Source organism: Nonomuraea wenchangensis (assembly GCF_900111685.1).
GTDB lineage: Bacteria > Actinomycetota > Actinomycetes > Streptosporangiales > Streptosporangiaceae > Nonomuraea > Nonomuraea wenchangensis.
Genome location: NZ_FOHX01000012.1, coordinates 45,421 through 68,842 on the forward strand (window position 1 = coordinate 45,421; position 23,422 = coordinate 68,842).

Sequence of the window (23,422 nt, forward strand, 5' to 3'; positions counted from 1 at the left end):
CCGGGAGGGAGAAGCCGCGAGGGCGATGCCGGTCGTCCGCTGTCATGCGGTCCTTCCGCCGCCTGTTTCGCCAGGTCGAAGCCTGCCTGCCAGATGTCTTCGACGAACTCGCGCAGTTTGGAGATCGTCGCCGGGCTGGCGCGGTACAGCCGCCGGGTGCCCTGTCGGCGCTCGGTGACGAGGTGGGCCTCCCGCAGGACCTTGAGATGTTGCGACACCGCCGACCGGGTGACCGCGAAGTGCTCCGCGATCTCCCCGGCCGGCCGTTCGGTGGCGGCGATGAGATGGAGGATCGCCCGGCGGGTCGGCTCGGCTATCGCCCGGAGGACGACGTCGAGTTCCGCTCCGCCCGGTTCCCCGTCCGTCTCACCCCGGTGCATGCCGGTGGCGGTTCAGCGCTGCCACAGGCCGACCTGCAGGCCGTCCGGGTCCTTGAAGGTGGCCATCGTGCCGATGCCCGGGATCTCGTATGGCGGGGTGACGCGCTCGCCGCCCTGCGCCTCGATGGCCTTCAGGGTCGCCTCGGCGTCGTCGACGACGATGTACATGACCAGCGAGGCACTGTCGCCCTCGCCGATGCCGCCGGGGATGCCCTCTCCCGCTCCTGTGTCGACCATGCCGTAGTTCATCTGCGGGTCGACGTCGATCTTCCAGCCGAAGATCTCGGAGTAGAACGCGCGCGAGGTGGCGGCGTTCTTGGAGGTGAGGTCGAACCAGGCGATGGGCTTGCCCATGGTGATTCCTTCCTGCGTGACGGGTTCTTCGGTGGATCCGGCCCGCGGGGGACCGGACGTCTCGCCGAGCGCCCCGGGAGCCGGGACGGGGGCGCGGCGGCTCCCGGGGGCGCTCCGGTCAGGAGGTCGCGCCGCCCGGCTGCATGTCGGGGGAGGCGGGCATGGCGTGCGGTGCGGGCTTGCGGATGACGGCCGCGGCCAGCACGCCGGCGAGGGTGAGGACGGCAAGCGCGATCGTGGCGGGGGTGAAGCCCGCCACGAAGGTCGCGTTGGATCCGTATCCGCCCTGCGCGGTGAAAATCGCCGCCACCATGGCCACGCCGAAGACGGCGCCGACCTGCCGGATCGTGTTGCTCACGCCAGCCGCCACACCGGCCTCCATGGGGCTGACCGAGCGCATGACGGCCGAGGCGACCGTGGGGAAGGCGATGGCGACGCCCACGCCCGCGGCGAGCAGCGGGGCGATCATCGGACCGTAGCCGGTTCCGGCCGAGGCCATCAGCGCGATGGCGAGGAAGCCGCCGCCGTGCAGGAGCAGTCCGAGGATGACCAGCGGGCGCTCGCCCATGCTGTCGGCGAGCTTGCCCGCGATGGGCGAGATGAACAGCGCGAGCGCCACCCAGGGCAGCAGCCTGATGCCGACCCCGAGCGGGTCGTTGCCCTCCACGAGCTGGAGGTACTGGGCGAAGACGAAGCCGTTGCCGTACAGGGCGGCGGCGAGGACGAAGCCGGACAGGCAGCCGCCGGTGAAGCCGCGGTTGCGGAAGATGGCGAGCGGCATCATCGGACTGGAGGCTTTGGCCTGCCAGACGACGAAGAGGATCAGCGCGATGGCGCCGCCGATGAAGCCGGCGAGGATGGTGGGCGAGGTCCAGCCGGCCTCGCCGCCGCGGATGAGCGACTGGGCGACGCCGAAGACGCCGAGCGTGGCCAGCACCAGCCCGAGCAGGTCGATCGAGCGCCGCACACCGTGCGTCTCACTGATCTTCATCAGGCTCAGCACGATGAGGATCACGCCGACGGGGACGTTCAGCCAGAAGATCCACTGCCAGGCCAGGCCCTGGATGACGAGGCCGCCCACGAGCGGTCCCGCGGCCACGGCCACACCGGAGATGGCGCCCCAGACGCCGAAGGCGGCGCCGCGCGCCTCGGGCGGGGTGGCGTCGGTGATGACGGCGAGAGCGAGCGCGATCGCGATGCCGCCGCCGATGCCCTGCAGCGATCGGGCGGCGATCAGAACGTCGATGGAGGTGCTGAGCGCGCACAGCGCCGAGCTGAGGGTGAAGAGCCCGATGCCGATGACGAACAGCGTGCGCCGCCCGAACCGGTCGCCGAGCGCCGCGCCAGTGAGGATGAAGGCGGCGAAGCCCAGCTCGTAGGCGCTCACGGTCCAGCCGAGACCCGCCACACCGGCGGCGAGCTCCTCGTGGAGCGTCGGCAGGGCGGTCGTGACCACGAGCACGTCCAGGCCGACCATGAAGGAGGCGAAAGAGGCGAGGATCAGGGTCCAGCGTTGCCGTTCCGGCGAGAACCCCGAGGAAGAACTGTCATTGACCGTCATGGCGACTCCAGACCAGACAGATGGTGAGGACGGCAGCGCTCCGGGCCGCTGCGCGCTCCAAACGTAAGCCAAAGCTTTCGAAAGCGTCAACTGTCATTTCAGGGCGAGAGCATTGACTATATATTTATAAAGTAATCCACTGGAGTCATGTCGAGAAAACCCATCGCCCTGTCAGCCGCCGTACTCCTGGCACTGACCACCGCCATGGCGACCGCGCCGCCGGAGCCGCCCTCGATGAGCGCCAACATCCGCCACCTCGCGAACGTGCCCAAACAGCCGCCGTTCGACGGCATGTCCACTCCGACCACCGACCTGGCCTTCACCGGCCGTCACGCGATCGCGGGCAACTTCGCCGGCTTCACCGTCTACGACATCGGCGACCCGCGCCGGCCGAAGACCGCGGCGCGGGTCCTGTGCCCGGGCGCGCAGAACGACGTGTCGGTCTCCGGCTCGCTGCTCTTCCTGTCGACCGACGAGCCGCGCAGCGACGACTCCTGCGCCAGCACGCCCTCCCCCGCCGGCGGATGGGAGGGCATCAAGATCTTCGACATGGGCGATCCCGCGAACCCGCGCTACGTGCGGTCGATCGCGACGCCCTGCGGCTCCCACACCAACACGCTCGTCCCCGGCAGGGGCCGCCATCGCGGCAGCGTCTTCCTCTACGTCTCCTCCTACCTGATCGGCCAGGAGACCAGCGGGTGTGCCGCGCCCCACGACAAGATCTCGATCATCGAGGTGCCGCTCGGCCGGCCGGAGCAGGCCGCGATCGTCGCCGAGCCCGTGCTCTTCCCCGACGGCGGCAACCCGGGCGGCACCGGCAGCACCTGGTATCCCACCACGGGCTGCCACGACCTGACCGCCTACCCAGCCAAGAACCTCATGGCGGGCGCCTGCATGGGCGACGGCCTGCTCATGGACATCGCCGACCCGCTCCGCCCGCGCGTCATCACCCGCGTCCAGGACACCGAGAACTTCGCCTTCTGGCACTCGGCCGTCTTCAACCAGCGCGGCGACACGGTGGTGTTCGGCGACGAGCTCGGCGGGGGCTTCGCCCCCACCTGCACCGCCGCGACGGGAGCCACCAGGGGCGCGAACGCGATCTACTCGATCACGGGGTACGGCGACCAGCGCACGCTGGTCAAACGGGGCTACTACAAGCTTCCGCGCGAGCAGGGCCAGACCGAGAACTGCGTCGCACACTACGGATCGACCATGCCCGTGCTCGGCCGGGACATCATGGTCCAGGCGTGGTACCAGGGCGGCGTGTCGGTGTGGGAGTTCACCGATCCGCGGCGGCCGCGCGAGATCGCCCACTTCGACCGCGGGCCGCTCTCCCCCACCCAGCTCATCCTCGGCGGCGCCTGGTCGGCCTACTACTACAACGGCTTCATCTACGTGGCCGACACCCAGCTCGGGCTCGACGTCCTGGAGCTCAGGGACCCGCGCACCCGGAGCGCGGGGCTGACGCGCTATAGGGAATTCAACCCCCAGACCCAGCCCGCGGGCCTCTTCGGCTAAGGACCGCCCCGGCCCCCGCCACGTCTTGACGAGCTCGGCGACGTGCCGGGGGCCGGCGAGCGGCCGTGCGCCCCCGTCCAGGTGGACTTCCCGGCCGCGCCCAGTCCCACGAGGACGACCAGGCACGGCGAGGGCAGTCTGACGGTCATGAAGCGGTCTACCACAGGGTCGGATACCAGATCACGCCCGTCCTGGCCAACAGTCGGACGTCCCAGTAGAGGAAGGTGAAGACCCCGGCGACCAGGAAGGCCGAGGCGGTCAGCAGCGCGGCGCGTCCCGGCTCGGCCGCCAGCCAGCGCCGCACCCGGCTGCCCAGCACCGCCGTCAGCACCAGGAAGATCAGCGAGAGCACCACGATGTTCCCGAGCGACTGCAGCACGAAGGCCACCGCCCCGTACATCGGGTGGCCGTTGTCAGCGACGTCGCGGAAGAGCTGCCGGTAGAGGCCGAAGGGACGGCCGACCAGGAAGGCGCCGATGATCACCCCCATGAAGGCGGTGCGCGCGTACGGGAAGCGCCGCTCGGCCGCCTCCAGCGGGTCCTTGACGATGCCGAGCGCCGCCAGCCCGAGGTAGATCAGCACGAGCCCGATGATCCCGAACACCACCATCGACTGCACGAGACGCGGGGACAGGGCGCCCGCGGCGGCGCTTGCCGTCGAGTACTGGGGCATGTTCGTGCCGAACAGCGCGACGATCACGCCGTAGAGCGCCGACACCACGGCCATCCCGGCGACCAGCCACGCGAGCGGCGGCAGCGCCAGCATGAGCCTGCTCCTGAGCGGCCGCGGCTCGCCGAGCAGCGGGGCGACCGCGCCGAGCGCGGCGATGTTGCAGGCGGTGAACGTGCCGCCCAGGCCGCTGGCGAAGGCGAACAGCACGCCCGCGAGCGGCCCGGCGATGGCGGCCTTCGGGTCGTGCCCGATCACGGCTCCTGTGACGCTGTCGCCGATGACCTTGTCGACGAAGGGCGCCGACCAGATCACCGTCAACGCGAATCCGGCGAGCGCGCTGAAGACCAGGACCCGCCTGCCACGTGCGGTACGGCCTGGCGCGATGGGAGGTGCGTGGAGGTCGGTCACCGTCTCACTCCTGTCTGATCACTCGCGGTCATGTCGGCGCGGAGGAGGCGGAACCCCACCGCGTCGCCCAGCCCTTCCTGCTCGGCCAGCGTGCGCAGCAGTGCGGCCAGGCCTTCGATCCACTTGCTGGTGTGCAGCGGTCCGGCGTCGGCGACGTCGAATCCGAGGCGTTCGAGGAGGTAGGAGACGCATTGCTTGGCCGCGGGGTCGTTCCCGGCGATGGGGACGGTCGGCGCCGGGGCTCCGTGAGCGACCGCGCGCAGGCGTCTGGCGGACACGCAGTTGAGCGCCTTGACGACGGGACTGCGGGGGAACAGCTCGGCGACCAGTTCCCCCGCCGAGCCGTACTCCGGGTCGCGCAGGTCGGCGGGCTCGGGGTTGGACAGGTCGACGACGACGGTGCCTTCGAGAGGACCGCGCAGGAGCGGCGCCACCTCGCGGCGGCTGACCGGCAGCCTGGTCGCGAGGAAGACGATCGCGCTGTCGCGGGCCAGGACCTCGGGCGGGACGGCGTGCGCGCCGGGCAGCGTCGCGGCGAGCGCGGCAGCCGTGCGCCCGCGCCCTCCCGCGAGCAGGACCCGCTGCCCGCCGAGAATGAGCGCCTCGGCGAGCGCCGACCCCATGGAGCCGCAGCCCACCACACCCACGGCGAAGCGTCCCATGTCAGCGCCGGCCTGGATGGACGGCGTAGGCGTCGAGCGCCCTGAGCAGGTCGTCCGGCACGTCGACGGAGACCAGTTCGCCGTCGACCCGCTTCATGCAGGCGACCGTCTGCGCGCCGCGGGCGACGAGCTGGCCCGGCCCGGTGTTGAGCCGCACGTAGTCGAAGCCCATCGCGATCCGGTTGAACTCGACGCCGCGCAGGCTCATCCTGACCGACACGCGGTCGAAGGCCACCAGTTCGGCGAAGAACTCGCACGAGCACGACACCGTCACCAGCGCGAGGTCGGCGGCCAGTCGCTCGATGACGCCCGGCGCGTGCTCGGCCAGGAAGCGCTCACGGCACGCGCCCTGCCAGATCAGGTAGTTGGCGAAGTACACATTGCCGACGAGATTCGTGTCGACGAAAGTCACCGTGTGCTCGTAGGCGAAGGTCCGCCTCATGATCCTCCCTTCACCATGACGGAGACGGCGATCGGCCTGGATTCCCCTTCGACCTGCAGGACGCTGCAGGCGAGCTGCGTGAACCCGCTTCTGAGGAGCAGCCAGCCCTGTTCGTAGGCGCCCTGGACGGTCAGCGGGGCCTGCGACAGGGCGTGGCCGTGCTTGGACAGGCATTCCCTGACCGTCCAGAGGCGGGCGGCGGTGTGCTCGGACGGCTCGCCGGTCAGCTCGGCGATCTGCCTGGCCGCCGCGAGCGCCTGCGGATGGATCTCGATGCCGGGCTCCACCCACTCCCAGTCGCAGGCGAGGGCGGCGGGGCCGGTAACGCGCAGGACCCACCGGTCGAGGTGGCTCCGCCGTACGCCCCGGTCGGTCTCGGAGCCTCGGCCCGCGGTGCGGCCACCGGTCTTGGGGGTGACGCCGACCTGCACGGGGCTGTCCGGCAGCAGCGCCTCGATGCTGCGCTGCAGGTAGGGCCCGACGAGGACGGCGGGCCACGCGGGCGGCTCCAGTGGCCCGATGTCGCGCAGGCACAGGCCGCGCCAGCTCATCACCGGCCATCCGCGCCGGTCGCGGACGATCACGTCGTAGACATGGTCGGTGCCGCGCCTGTGCCGTTCGGCCGCGGAGAGCACGAGCTCGGGTGTCTCGGCGGAGGAGTGCAGGGCGAACGCCTCGCAGGCCACCGGGAGCAGCCGCCGGTTGGGGACGCATGCCTGCAGGACGTGGATGGCCGCGTCGTTGACGGTGGGGTCGCCGAGCACGAGCCGTTCGGCGGGGTCCCATCGCCGGTCGGCGTCGAGGACGGCGACGCACGCCGTGGCCTCCAAGTGCTCGTAGTGCCGCAGGCGCTGGAACAGCGGCCCGTGGAAGAAGGTCGGGCCGTAGAGCTGCCGTCCCCTGTGCAGGGGCTGTTCGGCCCTCGGCCCGCTCGGAACGGTGAGGCCGGGGCCGCCCGGGGTGCGCATGACCCGCGCCGAGAAGTGGTCGACCGCATATCCGGTCTCGTCACTGCGGACGACCACCTCGACGGCGTCCTCTCCCCGGGCCAGGGCGCAGACGCGCAGGGTCCGCCCCTCCTCGGGCACGATCACGGGGCGGTCGAAGGCGCAGTCGGCGAGATGGGCGGGGCGCTCGCCGGTGAGCAGTTCGGCCGTGCGCGCCATCAGTTCCATCGCGACGACGGCGGGCAGGACGCGCAGCCCGTCGATCAGGTGGTCGGCCAGGTAGCCGTCGCGGACCGGGTCGAGGTCGACCTCCGCGACGGCCTCGACGCCGGGGACGAAGACCGGGATCCTGGCGAAACCCGACTCCGGTCCGGGCCCCGGGGCCGACTGGAGCTGAGGCAGCCGGCCGGTGGCCAGCACGTTCCAGGTGCCGGGCGGTCCGCTGAGTGCCTCGTGGAGCAGGTCGAGGCCGCGCTCGACGGGGAGCGGCACGACGCCGGCGCGCATGAGGCCGTCGAGCACGTCGAGCCGCTCGCCCATGCCCGCGCCGGACCAGGCGGTCCAGTCGATGTTGCGCACCACGCAGCCGGGGAGCCGGGCGGCCAGCACGCGGGCGAGCTCGCGCAGGCGGCCGTTGGCGAGCGCGTAGTGGGCCTCGCCCGGAAGGCCGAACCGGCCGATCACCGACCCGTAAGTCACCAGCACGCGCAGGCAGCCGAGGTCGAGGAGGTCGAGCAGGTGACGCAGGGCCTCGTGTTTGGGCGCGCTGTGCCGGGCGTAGTCGTCGTCGCCCAGGTCGAGGAAGCGCCGCGGCTCGTTGATCCCGCTGCTGTGCACGACGACGGTGACCGGTCCCGAGACGGCGGTCGCCCGTGCCAGCGCCGCGCGCAGGGCCGCGCGGTCGGTGACGTCGGCGCGGGCGTAGGCGTGCCGTACCCCGTCGAGCGCCGCCAGGTTGGCGGCGAGCTCCTCGTCGGCGGCGGGGTCGCTCCTGCCGAGCAGCACGAGGAAGGCTCCGGTGGCGCGGCCGAGTGACAGGGCGGTCTGAAAGCCGATGCCCTTGCCACCGCCGGTGACGAGGACGACGTCGTCGGGCCCGATCGGCGAGCCGGCGGCGGGGGTGGGCAAGGGCTCGTAGGAGACGTCGTTCACCTCGCCGGTGGCGACCACGAGTTCGCTGAAGCCCGAGGCGGGGCGGCGCAGGAGCCCCCGTACGGCAGGCGCCGCGCCGGCCCCGGAGACGCCGATCCAGCGCATGGCCTGCCCCGGATGCTCCTGGCAGATGCCGGCGAGGAAGCCGGAGGCGGTGTCACCGTGGTCGACAACGGTGAGTGGACGGTGCAGATCCACGGCGCTCCGCGCGGCGGCGACGAGCCCAGCGACGGCGTCGTCGTCCGGGTCCTCGGGCAGGAAGTACAGCTCGGCCTCGGCCTCGGCCTCGCCCAGGTGGAGCGACGGCTCGATCTCCGCGCGCAGCGGGCCGCCGCCGCCGACCCGCCAGGTGAGGTCGACGGTCTCGCCCGCCACGGCGGCAGGGCTGAGCCGCCTGCGCAGCAGCCGGTGCCAGGGGGCGACGCCGGGGAAGCCCGCGTCGGCGTCGGCGTCCGCCTCGGGCAGCGCCTCGATGTAGGCGATGAGGTCCGTGACCGTCACGTCGGCCAGGACGAGCGGCTCGACCGGGACGGCCCGCCCGCACGAGGCGGCGGCCTGCGCGGCGAGCTGAACCACCCGCAGCGAGTTGAGGTGCAGGTCGCTCAGCAGCCGGTCGCCGTCGTCGATTGCCTCGGCCGGGAGTTCCAATGCGACCGCGACGAGATCTCGTACTGCGGACGCCGGATCCCCATGGGTCACGGCGATTTGGGACTCCTCCTCGGGAAGCTGCCGCGGTACGGCGGGCAGCACCGGCGCCTGCTCGCACGGGCTCTCCAGGAAGACCCGCTCGCGCTGGAGGTCGAAGGGACGATGGAAGCGGCCTTCGAACAGCGGGCGCAGGTCGGTGGCGGCACCGAGCGCGTGCAGGGCGGCGGCCACTCCGCACAACGGCACGTCCGACTCCCCGCCGATCTCCATGGACAGGACGGGCTTGCCGGTCATTTCGCCGGTGAGGCCGGACAGGGTGTGGCCGGGCCCGACCTCTAGGAGCAGGTCGACGGATCCGGCGAGGGACTCGACCGCCTGCCGGTAGAGGACCGGCGCGGTGAGCTGGGCGGTGAGCATGGCCGCGACGTCGTCGCCCGGCTTGAGCGGGGCTCCGGTGATCGTCGAGTGGACGGTGCCTCTCGGCTCCGCGAACGGGACGTCCGCGAGGTGCCCGCGGAACACCGGCTCGGCGGCGGCGAAGGCGGGCGAGTGGAAGGCGTGGCTCACGTCGAGGCGGCGATGCCGGATGCCCGCCTCGTCGCAGCGGCCGGCCAGGCGGTCGAGCTCTTCCAGGGGTCCGGCGACGACCGAGGCGTGCCCGTGGTCGGCGGCCACCACGAGGCTCGTGCCGGTGACCAGCGCGCTCGCGGCCTCGTGCGAGGCGAGCAGGGAGAGCATGCCGGTGCCGGGCGCGCCGTACTCGGACATGATGCGGCCACGGGCGGAGGCGAGATCCACGGCGGCGTCGTGGCCGAGTACCTCCGCCCAGGCGAGCGCGGCGATCTCACCGAGGCTGTGCCCGGCGGCGCCACCGGCGACGACCCCGAGCGCGTCGAGCCAGCGCAGCCCGGCGAGAGCAGCGGCAACGATCAGCGGCTGCGCCACCGCCGTATCCGGCACCCGAGCGGCAGGATCGGGAAGCTCGGCCATGAGAACGGCGAGCTGCCCGGGATGGGGGGCGCCCTGGCCGGGGACGCGGGGGACCCGGCTTGGCAGGGGCGCGCCCTGACCGGGGAAGAGCAGGCCCACGCGGCCGGGGGTGCCGATGCCGAGGGCGATGCCGGAGGCGATGCGGAAGTCGACCCGTTCGTCGCCCGCCAGCAGCCGTCCTGCTGTCGCCGCGCGGCGCGCGAGCTGGCCCGCGTCGGCGGCCACGAGGGCGACGCGGAAGCGCCTGAACGGTCCCGCCGCACGCTCCGCCAGCTCAGCGGCGAGGTCGGCGTGCTCGGCAAAGGAGATCTGCCCGGCCAGCCGCTCGATCCGCGCCAGCTCGGCGGCCAGCTCGTCACGGTCGTCGGAGGCGAACACGAACACCTCGGCGTCAGGCGCCGGAGCCGTGAGCACCCGTTCCACGGCGGTGAGGCTCCGTCGCCTTCCGGGCGCGGCGCTCTCCAGCGTGAGGTGGGTGTTGATCCCGCCGAACCCCATGGCGCTGACCCCGGCCCGCAACGGCTGGTCTTCGGGCCAGGGTTCGGCGGTGCGCACGATCCGCAGCGGCGCGCCGGGCTCGTCGAGCAGACCGTGCGGCGTGTCGCAGCCGGTCGTCGGCGGGATCACCTGCCGCTGGAGCGCCAGGACGGCCTTGAGCAGCCCGGCCACTCCGGCGGCAGCTTTGGTGTGGCCGATGTTGGCCTTGATCGACCCCAGCGCGGCGGGGCCCGTGGTACGCCTGCCGCGCTGGGCCTCGATCAGCGCGGCAATCTCGACGGCGTCGCCGACGGCGGTCCCGGTGCCATGGCCCTCGAAGCAGGCGACGGTCTCCGCGCCGTAACCGGCCTGCTCGTAGGCCCGCCGTATCGCCAGGAGCTGGCCCGCGCGCTCGGGCCTGGTGATGCCGCCCATGCCGTCCGACGACACGCCCCAGCCGTTGATCAGCGCGAGCGGGTGGCGGCCCGAGGCGAGCGCGTCGTCGGCCCGCATCAGGATGACCATCCCGCAGCCCTCTCCCGGCCAGAAGCCTGTGGGGTCGGCGTCGTAGACGCGCATCGCGTCACGGGCGAGCGCGCCGGTGCGGGCGAAGCCAACGAGCTCGAAGGGGTCGAGGCTCAGGTCGACTCCACCGGCGACCGCGACATCGATCTCCCCCGCCCGCAGCGCGCGGGCCGCGGTGACCACCGCGAGCAGCGAGGAGGAGCAGGCGCCGTCGACGGTGTAGCCGCCGCCGTGGAAGTCGTAGTGGTTGCAGATGCGCCCGGCGATGGTGTTGGCGAGGCCGCCCGCCAGGCTCTCGTCGTTCGGCTCTGGGAAGGGCGCTTTGAAAGCCCGCTCGAACGCGGCCACGAACGCGGCCTGCCGTTCCGCCTCCCACCCCTCCTCCCCCAGCGCCTGCTGGAGCAGCCTGCGGACGTACGGCCAGCGCAGCCGGAGCCCGCCCGCCCGGGCGAACTCGCCGTTCATGGTGTTGCCGATGACGACGCCGACCCGGTCGCGGTCGAGTCCCTTGCCGTCGGCGAACCCCGCTGAGGCGAGTGCGTCGGCCGCGACCTCCAGCGCCAGCCAGTGGGCGGTGTCGGTGACGCGGTGCACGGGGCCAGGAACCCTGAACCTGGCCCGGTCGAACGCCCAGCCTTCAAGGACGGCGGCGTGGCGCGCGTAGGTGCTGTCGGTCTCCGGCACGGACGGAGCGCGGTAGTCGTCGAGGTTGAGCCGCCCCGGAGGCAGCGGCCTGAAGGCGCGTCGCCCGGACATCACCAGTTCCCACAGGCGGTCGAGGTCATCCGCGTCCGGATACCGGCACGAGGCGCCCACGATGGCGATGGGGTGGAGCATGGTGGATCACGTCCTGTTCGCGGCGAGCGGTCCGCCGCTCAGCGCGGGCTCGGGCTCGGAGGCGGTGGTCTGCCGCTGCTGCCGCAGCGAGAGCGTGGCCAGGGCCACGCCGCGGACGGCGCAGACGATGACCAGGGCGAAGAACAATCCGAAGGAGATGTGCAGGTGGACCAGGAGGCCGTAGGTGGCCGCGGCGGCGACGCCGAAGAGCACCTGGCGTCCCGGCTTCATCGGTGTCGTCCCCGGGTCGGTGATCATGTAGTTGGTGAAGAGGATGAAGGCGGTCCCGGTCATGACGGTGAGGGCGGTGACCGTGGCCGTGCCGTCGATCGCGGTGCGGATCACCGCTTGGGCCGCGAACGCGCCAGCCCAGCCGAGGATGAGCGGCACCTTCTTGGTCAGCATCGCATTGAGCATCGTCCCCGAGGCGAGGATGACGAGGGGCAGCCCCCAGTCGACCGGCCCGCTCACCCACTCGGTGAAGTGGTACGGCGGAGCGATCCCCACCCAGGGGAAGGCCAGCAGGACGACGACGATCCCGAAGTTCGACGGGTTGAGCACGTGCTTGTAAGCGCCGCGCAGCCGCACCCTGATGAGGTACTTGCTGGCGATCGCCACGACGACCGCGAACATCACGGGCACGAGCCGGTCGTTGGCGTAGAGGAGCATCGCGCAGGCCAGGCCGCTGATGTGCGCGGGCAGGAGGAAGTCGACGAGGCCGCGGAACCCGCCGCCCGCGTACTTGACCGGCCGGCCCGTGGCGGTCGCGTCGATCTTCTCCAGCGCCAGTTCGGCGAGGTAGGCGACGGCGAGGGCGGCGATCGGGGTGGCGAAGGCCTGCTCGAACCCGAGGACGGTGTGTCCGAGGATGTTGAACGCGGTGATGGAGACGGCGAACCTGCGCAGGGCGCTGGTGCGCGGGTCGGGCTTGCCTGTCATCGGGTGATCTCCCGTGCTGATCCGTCGGAGTTGAGCTGCAGGGTGTGCCAGCCGGGCGCGAGCCGCACGTCGGCGCTGCGCTGCTTGCCGCAGGTGTCGCGCCAGCGCACGGTGATCTCGGCGGTCGTGCTGCCGGCCGCCAGGCTCAGCAGGACTTCCGGTGCGGAGACGCCGGCGTGGCCGCCCGCCGGGTAGAGCTGGGTGGTGGCGAGCCCGGCCGCGCCGGAGTGCACCTGGACGCTCGCACCGATGGCGGGCGTGGTGGCCGTGGACGGGGCGGCGCACAAGCCCGCCGGCCGTACGAGGGCGAGACCCAGGTACGGGCGGTCGGCGGCCCGGGTGTTGTGGAAGTAGGCGGACTGCCGCCACTGGTTGGCGACGGCGAAGTCGAGGCGGCCGTCGCGGTCGGTGTCGCCGAGGGCGAAGCCGCGGCTGGGTCCGCGTTCGTCGACGCCGAGCTCTGCGGACAGGTCGGTATGGCGTCCGCCGGGTCCCTGGACGAAGAAGCGGTTGGGGTTGTCCCCCGACAGGTCGTCGGTCCGGCCGAAGCGGGGCCACATCGACGGGTTCCAGAGGAGCTCGTCGTTGGTCATGGCAAGTTCCTGCAGTTCGGGCCAGCGGTTGGTCTCGCCCTTGATGAAGCCGGTGGCCTGGAGGATCTGGGTGCGGCCGTCGCCCGCGAAGTCGCCGATCTTCATGTCCCAGCCCCAGCCGGATCTGGAGATCCCCATGGGCTCGCTGCGATCGTCGTAGCGCGCGGTGGCGCCGTCGAAGACCGCGCGGCCGCGGCTGATCCAGGCGAAGTTGCTCTCGTGGAGCGCGAAGTTCTCGGTGATGTTGCTGACGACCATGTCGGGGGCGCCGTCGTGGTTGAGGTCGGAGAAGGCGATGCCCATGCCTTTGAAGGAGTCGCGGCCGAGTGTCTTCGACTTGGGCGTGTCGAAGTGGCGGACGCCTTCGACGATCTGGAAGCGCGGCTTGCCCGCGGTCGAGAGGTTGCGCAGCAGCCGGTCGGGGCCGAAGTCGTTGGCGACGTACAGCTCGGGAAGGCCGTCTCCGTCGAGGTCCTGGGCGCCGAGTGCGAGGGTCCAGCCGTCGGCCATGTCGGGGGTGAAGGCGGAGGCGGCGTCGCCGTACCGGGTGCCGGGGGCGGTGCCGCCGCGCCACAGCAGGAGCCGGTTCTTGCCGCCGTTGTAGGCGGCCGACATGGAGTCCTGCATCTGGAGCTCGTCCTGGATCGCGGTGGGGTCGAGGACCCTGGCCCGGTCGGGGAAGTAGTTGCCGAGCGCGATGTCGGTGTGGCCGTCGCCGTCGAAGTCCCCAAGGGTGACGGCGTTGGTGTTCCAGACCTGGTACGGCTGGACGAGCTCCTCGACGGCGAAGGACGACGCCGCGAGCTCCGGCCCCTGCCTGAGGTAGAGCACCGGTGAGCGGCCCCAGAAGTAGACGAGCAGGTCCTGGCGGCCGTCCTCGTCGTAGTCCCCCGGCACGCAGCCCATGGGGGCCATGGTCCTGTCGTACGGCAGGCCGCCCGGCCGCAGCTCGAAGCCGGAGAAGCGCTCCCCCGTGCCCGGGACGGCCATGAGCCGCACCGACTCGTCGCGCGGGTCGACCAGGCACAGGTCGTCGGCGCGGCCGTTGGCGTCGAGGTCGGCCAGCGCCACGGCGGCGCCGAGCGAGGAGATCCAGTGGTCGATCTTCCGGTAAACGGGGGCGACCTCCCGGATGGAGCGCGTGGTGACATCGGTGTTGAGCGGGCTGCGCTGGAAGGAGAACTCCTTTGCGAGCGCCGACGCGGTGGCGGAGGAGACCTCGGGGAGCCGGCTGAGCTGCCAGCCGACGACGACGAGCGCGAGGGCCACGAGCTGGGCCACGCGGGAGCGGAGACGTCTGGTCATCGTGCGACACCTCCCGGGTGAAGGGACCAGGAACGGCGGATCTGCTCGCGCCAGCGCTCGTAGGTGGCCGGGGTGTCCGGTTTGTCCGCGAGTTTCGCGAGCGCGTCATCGGTCCAGGCGGCGGCCTGCGCGACGGTGGCTCCGGTCAGGTGGGTCACCGCGTCGGCGCAGCTCTGCGGGACATGACCGGACAGGTGACGGGCTTTGGCGGCGAAGGCGGCGCCCTGGGCCAGGTGGGGCCGGTGGTGTCCGCAAGCCTGGACCAGCCGTTCCAAGCCTGCGGGCGACTGCGCGCCCGTGTAGCAGGCGGCGAGCCCGATGCCTGCCCACAGATCGGCGCGGCGGGAGGAGGCGAAGCCGTCGATCACCTCGCTGACGCGGGCGGGGTCGGCGCCGGCGTAGAACCACAGCGCCCGGCCGACGCCCTGGTCGCGAATCGGCCGGGCCGCCGTGCGGGCGGCACGTTCCACCGCTCCGTGGAAGACGGCGCCGGGACGGAAGAACGCCTCGTGGAAGCCCCAGCCGTCCCAGGCGAGCCAGCGCAGGATCCGGGTGTGCGCGCGTACGCCGGTCCAGGGGGTCAGGCGCAGGCGGGCGTAGGCCCAGCCGACGCCGACGTGGATGAGGTGCGTGTAGCGGTCATCGGTGCAACGGTGCAGACGCGCCACCCGCCGCCCGCCGCTGAGGGTGAGGAGGTCGAGGAGGGCGGAGCTCATCGCGGCGCCTTCGACGGCGAAGCCGTACAAGACGGGGTCGGCGTCGGCGGGGCTGAGCCGTTCCGGGCCGCCCTGGACCACCGCGTTGTACCCGGTGGCGAAGGCGCGCACGACCGCTTCGAGCTTCGGGCGCACGTCCGCCGCCCCCTGGTGGAAGCCCCGCTTGGCCATGTCGAGATCGCCCGGGCCGAGAAGCAGGGGACGCCGCATCCATGAACCGATAGTCCGCATCTGCAGGTGCCTCTTTTACGCGAGAAAGAGCGTTACAAAGGGCACCAAACAACAGCGTTCAAAAGGTGTCAACCGGCGTTTTCCCCGGAATGGCAGCCATCCAGGGGATACCAATCCTGAAAGGATCTTTTGAATAATGCGCCGTGACGGCCGCATTACCATGCGCACAAAAGGCTCCGCCCCCGGCAGTTCTGCCGGGGGCGGAGCCGAGGTTACGTCAGGCGCGCAGCGCGGCCTCCAACCTGCCCAGGATGAGCGGCCAGCCGCTCCGATGGGCCAGGTAGGCGTCGCTCAGCAGGGGGGCGAGGTTCTCCCAGCCCCGATGCGTCATCTCGACACGCGTCAGCGCCGGGCCGAGCTCCTTGAAGAGCAGTTCGACCTCGGTGAAGACCGGGCCTTCTATGACCTCCCACGTGAAGACGACCAGGCGGGGCGGTTCCCAGGTGAGGATATGGCCCCAGTCGTTTTCCCTGCCGTCGTCGAGCACTTCATAGATCCGGCCGCCCACCCATTCTTCCAGGCAGACGTCCCGCACCTTTCCCGGCTCCATCGAAAACGAGTCGATCGGCCACCAGGTGGCGAGCTTCTTGGTGAAAGTTCCGAAAGTGCGACTTTGATCGGCTTCAACAATGACCGCGTGCCGGATGGGTTCAATTCCGGCCTCAATGGGGGTATTCATCGACGTGATCCCTGCAGGCGGCGAAATTACCTCACCAAGTGTGCCAGATCGGTCACCCGGCCGCCTTCTCATCGCGTGTTCCCGCCTCGTCGCCCTCGATGGACGCACGGACCCTGGTCATGCTCTCCTGCCACAGCGACTCGACGACCTCGCGAAGCTGCTGCAGGGCGTCTTCGCTGGCCCGATAGATTCGTTTGGTGCCGTCGCGGCGCTCGATGATCAGACCGGCGTCCTTGAGCACCTGGAGATGCTGGGAGACGGCCGACCTCGTCACCTCGAAGTGCTCCGCGATCCGGCCGGCGGGGAGCTCCTCCGCGGCGACGAGGCGCAGGATCGCACGCCGCCGGGGCTCGGCGATCGCCCGCAGCACCTCGTCAACGTCTCCGCTCATGGCGCTCATCCTAGTTAGCGGCGCGCCCGGTCAAGGCCTGAGCGCCGCAGATCGCGATATGGGGAGCGTATGCGCGCCTTGCGTAAGCGTCAACTGTCGGAAGCCGCGGTGATCGCGTCCTACCTGGCCGCGCGCACGAGTTCCTCCCTGTGTTCGGCGTGACGCACCGGACGCGGCCTCCTGATCGGCGGTCTCCCGGCCTCGCAGGGCAGCCGTTGGAGGCGCCACTCCAGCATGCCCTCTTCCAGCGGCCGCGCGCACCTGCCGTGCGAGCGCAGCAGCCACACGGCCTCCATCGCGAGCAGGCAGTGAGAGCTGCGGCAGTAGGTGACCACCTCGACCCCGACCGGGATCTCGGCCATCCGTTCGCGCAGGTCCTCCAAGGGGATCGACACAGCGCCGGGAATGTGCGCCGTGCCGTACTCGACGACCGGCCGCACGTCGATCAGCATCGTCCGGCCGTCGCCCCTGCGACGCAGGAGTTCCTCTCTGGTCATCACCGCCTCGGGGGTGTCCATGAGCGACCAGGCGCGCACCGTGTCCGGTTCGAGGGCGCGCTTCTTGGACACTCTGCGCAGGTTCGCGTAGAGCAGCGCCACGTCCTCACCCGCCAGCCGGTAGAAGATCCGGGTGCCTTCCCTCCTGCTGCACACCAGGCCCGCGTCGCGTAACACCTTGAGCTGGGCGGAGGTGTTGCCGATGGGCATCTTCGCGGTGCCGGCCAGGTCGTCGACACTGCGTTCCGCCTGGGAGAGCAGGTCGAGCAGGTGGAGCCGCGCGGGGTTGGCCATCGCCTTGGCCACCCGGGCGAATTCGGCCAGAACTGCGTTCGCGCTGTCAGCGGACATCCGGGCTGTGCCTTCCTTCTCCGTACTTGTCCGTCACCATTCCGTCACCGTTCGTTCCAGCGCTTGAGCCAGACGGCCTCCTGGGCGGCCTTCTCGTCATGAAAGGCCAGGGAGGGTTCGTGGAGCGTGACCGTGGGAGCGGGCTCGTCGAAGAAGCGTCCCTCTCCCTTCGCCGACATCCGGCCGCCGACCTCGATGTAGCAGGAGCCGAGCCCGTCGAACCACGGCTCGGGCGCGGGAAGCCCGAGGTGGCGCAGCACGCCGTGTGCCACGACGTCGGCGGCGCCCTCGGCGAAGACGGCGGCCTTGGGCAGCGGCTTGCCGTTGGGGAGTGTCAGCAGCGTCACGTCGCCGATGGCCCACACGCCGGGAGCGGAGGTCGCCAGCGTTCTCCTGTCGACCGCGATCCAGCCGGACGGGCCGAGCCCGGCGGCACGCACCGCCGCGGGAGGACGGTGCGGAGGCACCACGGCGACCAGGTCGAACCGCTCACGGCCGCCGTCGGCGAAGACGATCTCGCCGGTAGACCCGTCGAACGCCTCGGTGACCCGCCCACCGTGGAAGCCGATGCCGTAGGCCGTCAGCATGCCGACCAGGGCCTCACCGATCGCGGGGCCCGCGACCGGCATGGGGAGCGGGTCGGGGGTGTAGGCGTCCACGCGGACGCGTTCACGTGCTCCGGTCTCGCCGAGCAGGTCGGCCAGCAGCAGCGCTCCCTCGAAGGGCGCGGCGGGGCACTTGAACGGCGTCCCGGCGACGACGACGCCGAGCCGTCCCTCTCCGAGCTTGCGCGCCCGCTCGCCCAGGGCGGCCGCGCCATGGAGGGTGAAAAACTCTCCCGCCCACGCCCCGTCGAGCGCCTCCTCCAGTCCGGGCGTAGCCGACGGAGCGAGCTCCGCGCCCAGGGCGATCACCAGCGCGTCCCCGGCGAACTCTTCTTCGGTGGTGACCACACGTTTCCGTTCGGGGTCGACGAGCTTGACCGTGGCCTTCACCAGGTCCACTCCCGGCAGGACCGCAGGGGCGGGCCGGTAGACCACCTCGTCAGGAGTCCGCCAGCCGCGGAGGACCCACAGCAGCGACAGGCCGAGCACGCCCTCGAACCGCTCGTCGATGAGGATGATCCTGTCCTGTTCTGGCAGGGACTCGCGGAGCTTTGCGGCGACGCTCAGGCCGCCGACTCCGGCTCCCAGAATGATCACGGTCTTGGCCATGGGCAGCACTCCCGTCAGCTCGGACACCTGCCTCGCGAGTCAGGCGCTCGTGAGGCCCAGACATGGCGCGCCTGGTCGGCACGCTGTTCGCTCAGTTCCACAGGAAGATCAGCACGGGCGAAGACAGAAGGGGCCTAGGACGCTACAATCCTCCACAGATCCATTATTCCATTGCTCCATGGAGGAGTATATGGCCAGAAATCCTGTCAGAAAAGCCTCCCTTTTCGACCAGATTGCCCGAGTAGGGAAGGCTCTCGGTCACGGCAAGCGCCTGGAGCTGGTTGACCTGCTGGCTCAGGGCGAGCGCAGCGTCGAACAACTGTCGCAAGCGGCCGGACTTGGACTGACGAGCACCTCGGCCCACCTCCAGACCCTCAAGCACGGCGGGCTCGTGGTCACCCGGCGGGACGGCACCAGGGTTCTCTACCGCCTGGCCGGTCGAGACGTCATCGAGCTCTACGCCCGCCTGCGCAACGTCGCCACCGGGCACCTGGCCGACGTCCAGGCGGCCGTCGCCGCCTACCTCGGCGAGCACACCGAAGAGGTCACCCGCGAGGAGCTCCTCGAACGCGTCGCCGCCGGGCAGGTCGTCACCATCCTGGACGTGCGCCCCCAGGAGGAGTACGACGCCGGACACATCCCCGGCGCCGTCTGCATCCCGATCGACGAACTCCCCGACCGCCTCGGCGAACTCCCTCCGGGCCGCGAGGTCGTGGCTTACTGCAGAGGGGCCTACTGCGTCTTCGCGCCTGAGGCCGTCAGGATGCTCAAGCACGACGGAATCCCAGCCAAGCGCCTGGCCGACGGCATGCTCGAGTGGTACGTCGACGGACTGCCCGTGGAAGGCGGCCAAGAAGGGCAGTAGCGTCAGCGGTCACAGCGAGGCCATCCCCGGCGGCGAGGCGAATCGCCAGGCCCGGCAGAACGGAGTCCGGCCACCAGCGCCTCGGCGGACGCCCGCGACGCCGTCCACCATGGTTCCCCGTTCCTTGCTGGAGGCCGGCCAGCCCGAGGCCTCTTGTATTCCATAAATATATGGAATATTGTACTTAGGTGCAGAGCGATATGATCATCACCCTCCCGGATGAAGGGCTCGGCAACAGCTCCTACCTCGTCGACCTCGGCGACGGGCGGGCTCTGGCTGTCGACGCCACCCGCGACCTGCGGGCGCTGCGCGCTCAGGCGCACCGGCGCGGCCTGGAGATCGCGTTCGCCGCCGACACCCACCTGCACGCCGACTTCCTGTCCGGTTCGCTCCAGCTCGCGCACGACGAGGGTGCCCGCGTCCTCGCCTCCGCCGCAGGAGAGCGGCTCTTCGACCACCAAGGGCTGCACGACGGCGACGAGATCGACCTCGGCGGGCTTACGCTGCGCGCCTGGGCCACTCCCGGTCACACCGGCGAACACCTGGCCTTCCTCCTGCTGGAAGGCGCGAAGGTGCTGGGCGTGTTCACCGGCGGATCGCTGATCGTCGGCGGCGCCGCCCGCACCGACCTCGCCGGAGCCGACCGGACGGAACCGCTGGCCCGCGCCCAGTACGCCTCACTGCGCCGCCTGGCCGCCCTGCCGGACGCGACCCCGGTCTTGCCCACGCACGGGGCCGGCTCGTTCTGCCTGGCCGGGGCCCGAGCCGAACGGGTGTCCACCATCGGCGCGGAGAAGGCGACCAATCCGCTCCTTCAGGCCCCCGACGAGGAGTCCTTCGTCAAGGAACTGCTCGCCGGGCTCGGCAGTTTCCCGCCGTACTTCCTGCGGCTGGCCGAGGCCAACCGGCGCGGCCCGGCCCCGCTCGCCGCCCCCGGGCTCACCCCGCTCACCGCCGCGCGAACCAGATCTCTGCTGGACGGCGGAGCCGTCGTGGTCGACGTGCGGCCCAAAGAGGAGTTCGCGCGCGGCCACATCCCCGGCGCGCTGTCGATCCCGTTGCGCGGCCAGTTCGCCACCTGGCTCGGCTGGCTGGTCGGCGCGGCGACGCCGTATGTCATCGTGCGCGATCCCGGCCAGGACGCCGCCGAGATCCTCTGGCAGGCGCTCAAGATCGGCCAGGAAAAGCTCGCCGGTGAGCTCGCCGAGGCGTGGGACGGCCCTCTGGCGAGCATTCCGCTGGTCGCTCCCGGCGCGGCGCGCGGCAGGATCCTTGACGTCCGGCAGGCGGGCGAGTTCGGCACCGGCCATCTACCCGGCGCGCTGAACATCGAGCTCGGCGCGCTCGCCGAGCCGATGCTGTCCGACGAGCCGACCGTCGTCATGTGCGGGCACGGCGAGCGGGCCATGACGGGCGCGAGCCTGCTCGCCCGCGCCGGGCACCGGCAGGTCGGCGTGCTCGACGGAGGTCCCGCCGACTGGAGCGCCGCCACCGGCCGCGCCCTGGAAGCCGGGCGATGACCCGGACGCCGCGGCTGGGCCTGCGCGCCAACCTCGCCCAGTTCACGCTGCTCGTCGCCGTCAACGCCCTGGTCGGCGGCATGCTCGGCCAGGAGCGGGTGACGCTGCCACTGCTGGCCGAGCAAGCGTTCGGCCTGACCGCCGCGACCGGCACGCTGACCTTCATCCTGACGTTCGGCCTGGTCAAGGCGGCCACCAACTTCTTCGCCGGAACGCTGTCCGACCGCTACGGACGCAAGCCCGTGCTCATTGCGGGGTGGCTGGCAGGGCTGCCTGTCCCGCTCCTGCTCATCTGGGCGCCGAACTGGGGCTGGGTCATCGCCGCCAACGTGCTGCTCGGCGTCAACCAGGGGCTGACCTGGTCCACCACGGTCATCATGAAGATCGACCTGGCCGGCCCCGAACGCCGCGGCCTGGCCATGGGGCTCAACGAGGCCGCAGGCTACCTCGCCGTCGCGCTCACCACCGTCGCCACCGGCTACCTGGCCGAGAGGTACGGCCTGCGCCCGGCCCCGTTCCTGCTCGGAGCCGCGTACGCCGCACTCGGACTCGGGCTGTCCGCGGTGGTCGTGAAGGAGACGCACGACCACGCCCGGCTCGAAGCCGGATCGACGGTCAACCTGTCCAGCACCCGGCAGATCTTCCTGCTGACCAGCTTCAAGGACCGCACCCTGTCGTCGGTCAGCCAGGCCGGGATGGTCAACAACCTCAACGACGGGCTCGCCTGGGGGCTGCTGCCGATCATGTTCGTGACGCGCGGGCTGCCGCTCGGGCAGATCGGCTTCCTGTCCGCCCTGTACCTCGCCGTCTGGGGCCTCGGCCAGCTCGCCACCGGGGCGATGTCGGATCGGTGGGGGCGCAAGGGGCTGATCGTCTGGGGCATGCTCGCGCAGGGCCTGGCCCTCGCGGTCATTGCCTTCGCGGGCGGCTTCCTCTGGTGGGCCGCCGCGCTCGCCCTGCTGGGAGCCGGGACGGCGATGGTCTACCCCACACTGCTGGCCGCCATCGGCGACGTCGCCCACCCCTCCTGGCGCGCCCGCGCGGTCGGCGTCTACCGGCTGTGGCGCGACGGCGGCTTCGCGGTCGGGGCGCTCGTCGCCGGGGTGGTCGCCGACCTGTTCGGCATACCCCAGGCCATCTGGACGGTCGCGGCCCTCACCGCCGCCTCCGGACTGATCGTGGCCCTGCGCATGGACGAGACGCATCGGAGAGGAAGCGCGTGACGTCCGTCTACCTCGACCACAACGCCACCACACCCGTCGACCCGCGCGTGCTGGAGGCAGCTCTGCCGTACCTCGGCGAGCACTTCGGGAACCCGTCCAGCACGCACACGTACGGCAGGCGCCCGCGCGAGGCGGTGGCCGCCGGCCGCGCGCAGGTCGCCGCGCTGATCGGCGCCGAGCCCGAGGAGATCGTCTTCACCGGCGGCGGCTCGGAGGCCGACACCCTCGCCGTGCGCGGGCTCGTGCCCGGCGGCGGTCAGGTGGTGACGCAGCCGACGGAGCATCCCGCGATCCTGGAGGCCTGCCGAGGCTATGACGTGGTGTCACTGCCGGTGGACGGGCTCGGCCGCGTCGCGCCCTCCGCCCTCGACGCGGCGCTCACCGACCGCACGGCGCTGGTGTCGATCGCGCACGCCAACAGCGAGACCGGCACCCTCCAGCCGATAGCTGACCTGGCCGCCGCCGCGCGGCGGCGCGGCGTGCCCTTCCACACCGACGCCGCGCAGACGGTGGGCAAGGTTCCTGTCGACGTGCGCCGGCTCGGCGTCGACCTGCTGACGGTCGTCGGCCACAAGTTCTACGCGCCCAAGGGCGTCGGCGCGCTCTACGTACGGTCCGGCCTGCGGTTGCGCCCGCTCGTCGTCGGCGGCGGCCAAGAGGGCGGCCTGCGCGCGGGCACCGAGAACGTCGCCTTCATCGCGGCGCTCGGCATGGCCGCGGAGATCGCCCGTACGGAGCTGGCCGCCGACATGGCCAGGCTGGCGGAGCTGCGCGACCTGCTCCACCGCGAGCTCGACGCGCTCGTGCCCGGCGGGGTGCTGCTCAACGGCGATCCTGCGCACCGACTGCCCGGCACGCTCAACGTCAGCTTCCCTGGCGTCAGGTCGCGCGAGTTGCTCGCCGCAATCCCGGAGCTCGCCGCCTCCACGGGTTCGGCCTGTCACGAGGGCGTCGACGCGCCGTCGGCAGTGCTGACCGCGATGGGCCTGCCGGACGAGCGGGCGCGCTCGGCGGTGCGGCTGTCACTCGGCCGCTCGACGACCGAGGCGGACGTACGGCATGCGGCCCGTCTGCTGGCTACCCAGGTCGCGGCGATGCGGCGACCCTGATCTCGCCATTCCACCGGCGGCTCCATCAGGCCGCCGGTGAGCTTGCCCTCGTACCTGCGCGGTGACTCCACGGGTACGGCGAGCCGCATCCCGGGAAAGCACGGGACGAGCTCGGAGCCTGGAGACGGAGTCGTCGGCCGGTGCGGCGCGCTTGCGCGCCATGAGACGCCTGCCGTACTCCGGCTCCGCCGTACCGACCGCGTAAAGTGAGTGAC

At 71.5% G+C, this 23,422-nt stretch carries 18 protein-coding genes and 1 pseudogene; 5 read left to right on the top strand and 14 right to left on the bottom strand.

Going from position 1 to position 23,422, the window contains the following annotated elements:
* Nucleotides 1–128: 128 nt before the first annotated feature.
* From BMW85_RS52620 to BMW85_RS31035, 3 genes and pseudogenes are all read right to left on the bottom strand, one after another.
* Nucleotides 129–380, bottom strand: a pseudogene (locus tag BMW85_RS52620) (ArsR/SmtB family transcription factor); the annotation flags it as partial.
* Nucleotides 381–392: 12 nt separating this feature from the next.
* Nucleotides 393–734, bottom strand: a complete 342-nt coding sequence (locus tag BMW85_RS31030) for a VOC family protein (protein ID WP_091088525.1) — start codon at nt 732–734, stop codon at nt 393–395.
* 118 nt (nt 735–852) lie between these two features.
* The gene (locus BMW85_RS31035) at nt 853–2,295 is read right to left on the bottom strand and encodes a DHA2 family efflux MFS transporter permease subunit (protein WP_091088528.1); all 1,443 of its coding nucleotides are present in this window, start codon (nt 2,293–2,295) and stop codon (nt 853–855) included.
* A 147-nt stretch (nt 2,296–2,442) separates the two neighbouring features.
* Here BMW85_RS31035 and BMW85_RS31040 point away from each other — a divergent pair, with 147 nt between their 5' ends.
* Nucleotides 2,443–3,813, top strand: coding sequence for an LVIVD repeat-containing protein (locus BMW85_RS31040; RefSeq protein ID WP_091088530.1), 1,371 nt, complete (start codon nt 2,443–2,445; stop codon nt 3,811–3,813).
* Nucleotides 3,814–3,970: 157 nt separating this feature from the next.
* Here the strand turns inward: BMW85_RS31040 and BMW85_RS31045 are convergent, their stop codons facing one another.
* From BMW85_RS31045 to BMW85_RS31095, 11 genes are all read right to left on the bottom strand, one after another.
* Complete coding sequence (locus BMW85_RS31045; RefSeq protein ID WP_091088532.1) at nt 3,971–4,894, bottom strand: hypothetical protein; 924 nt, start codon at nt 4,892–4,894, stop codon at nt 3,971–3,973.
* Nucleotides 4,891–5,556, bottom strand: coding sequence for an NADPH-dependent F420 reductase (locus BMW85_RS31050; protein ID WP_091088535.1), 666 nt, complete (start codon nt 5,554–5,556; stop codon nt 4,891–4,893). Before BMW85_RS31050 ends, BMW85_RS31045 begins: the two co-directional genes overlap by 4 nt.
* Before the next feature lies 1 nt (nt 5,557).
* The gene (locus BMW85_RS31055) at nt 5,558–5,998 is read right to left on the bottom strand and encodes an acyl-CoA thioesterase (RefSeq protein ID WP_091088537.1); all 441 of its coding nucleotides are present in this window, start codon (nt 5,996–5,998) and stop codon (nt 5,558–5,560) included.
* Nucleotides 5,995–11,574, bottom strand: a complete 5,580-nt coding sequence (locus BMW85_RS31060) for a type I polyketide synthase (protein WP_091088540.1) — start codon at nt 11,572–11,574, stop codon at nt 5,995–5,997. Before BMW85_RS31060 ends, BMW85_RS31055 begins: the two co-directional genes overlap by 4 nt.
* Nucleotides 11,575–11,580: 6 nt before the next feature.
* A complete protein-coding gene (locus BMW85_RS31065) occupies nt 11,581–12,513 on the bottom strand; it encodes an enediyne biosynthesis protein UnbU (RefSeq protein ID WP_091088542.1) in 933 nt (310 codons plus the stop codon).
* Nucleotides 12,510–14,411, bottom strand: a complete 1,902-nt coding sequence (locus BMW85_RS31070; protein ID WP_091088544.1) for a CRTAC1 family protein — start codon at nt 14,409–14,411, stop codon at nt 12,510–12,512. Before BMW85_RS31070 ends, BMW85_RS31065 begins: the two co-directional genes overlap by 4 nt.
* Nucleotides 14,408–15,337 (bottom strand): DUF1702 family protein, encoded by a 930-nt coding sequence (locus BMW85_RS31075; RefSeq protein WP_177240967.1) that lies wholly within the window; start codon nt 15,335–15,337, stop codon nt 14,408–14,410. Before BMW85_RS31075 ends, BMW85_RS31070 begins: the two co-directional genes overlap by 4 nt.
* A 238-nt stretch (nt 15,338–15,575) precedes the next feature.
* On the bottom strand, nt 15,576–16,037 hold the full coding sequence (locus BMW85_RS31080; RefSeq protein WP_091088549.1) for an SRPBCC domain-containing protein: 462 nt from the start codon (nt 16,035–16,037) through the stop codon (nt 15,576–15,578).
* Between the two features lie 52 nt (nt 16,038–16,089).
* On the bottom strand, nt 16,090–16,428 hold the full coding sequence (locus BMW85_RS31085) for an ArsR/SmtB family transcription factor (protein ID WP_091088552.1): 339 nt from the start codon (nt 16,426–16,428) through the stop codon (nt 16,090–16,092).
* A 119-nt stretch (nt 16,429–16,547) separates the two neighbouring features.
* Nucleotides 16,548–17,276, bottom strand: a complete 729-nt coding sequence (locus BMW85_RS31090) for an ArsR/SmtB family transcription factor (protein WP_091088554.1) — start codon at nt 17,274–17,276, stop codon at nt 16,548–16,550.
* A 44-nt stretch (nt 17,277–17,320) separates the two neighbouring features.
* On the bottom strand, nt 17,321–18,490 hold the full coding sequence (locus BMW85_RS31095; RefSeq protein ID WP_091088990.1) for an NAD(P)/FAD-dependent oxidoreductase: 1,170 nt from the start codon (nt 18,488–18,490) through the stop codon (nt 17,321–17,323).
* Nucleotides 18,491–18,680: 190 nt separating this feature from the next.
* On the opposite strand from BMW85_RS31095, the gene BMW85_RS31100 reads away from it, so the two are divergent.
* The 4 genes from BMW85_RS31100 (at nt 18,681) to BMW85_RS31115 (ending at nt 23,207) form a co-directional block, all read left to right on the top strand.
* A complete protein-coding gene (locus tag BMW85_RS31100) occupies nt 18,681–19,355 on the top strand; it encodes an ArsR/SmtB family transcription factor (protein WP_091088557.1) in 675 nt (224 codons plus the stop codon).
* Between the two features lie 188 nt (nt 19,356–19,543).
* Nucleotides 19,544–20,875, top strand: a complete 1,332-nt coding sequence (locus BMW85_RS31105) for a rhodanese-like domain-containing protein (RefSeq protein ID WP_245775175.1) — start codon at nt 19,544–19,546, stop codon at nt 20,873–20,875.
* Nucleotides 20,872–22,098: an MFS transporter gene (locus tag BMW85_RS31110; protein ID WP_091088563.1), complete on the top strand. Its 1,227-nt coding sequence runs from the start codon at nt 20,872–20,874 to the stop codon at nt 22,096–22,098. Before BMW85_RS31105 ends, BMW85_RS31110 begins: the two co-directional genes overlap by 4 nt.
* Nucleotides 22,095–23,207: a cysteine desulfurase family protein gene (locus tag BMW85_RS31115; protein ID WP_091088564.1), complete on the top strand. Its 1,113-nt coding sequence runs from the start codon at nt 22,095–22,097 to the stop codon at nt 23,205–23,207. The genes BMW85_RS31110 and BMW85_RS31115 overlap by 4 nt, the downstream gene beginning before the upstream one ends.
* Nucleotides 23,208–23,422: the final 215 nt, after the last annotated feature.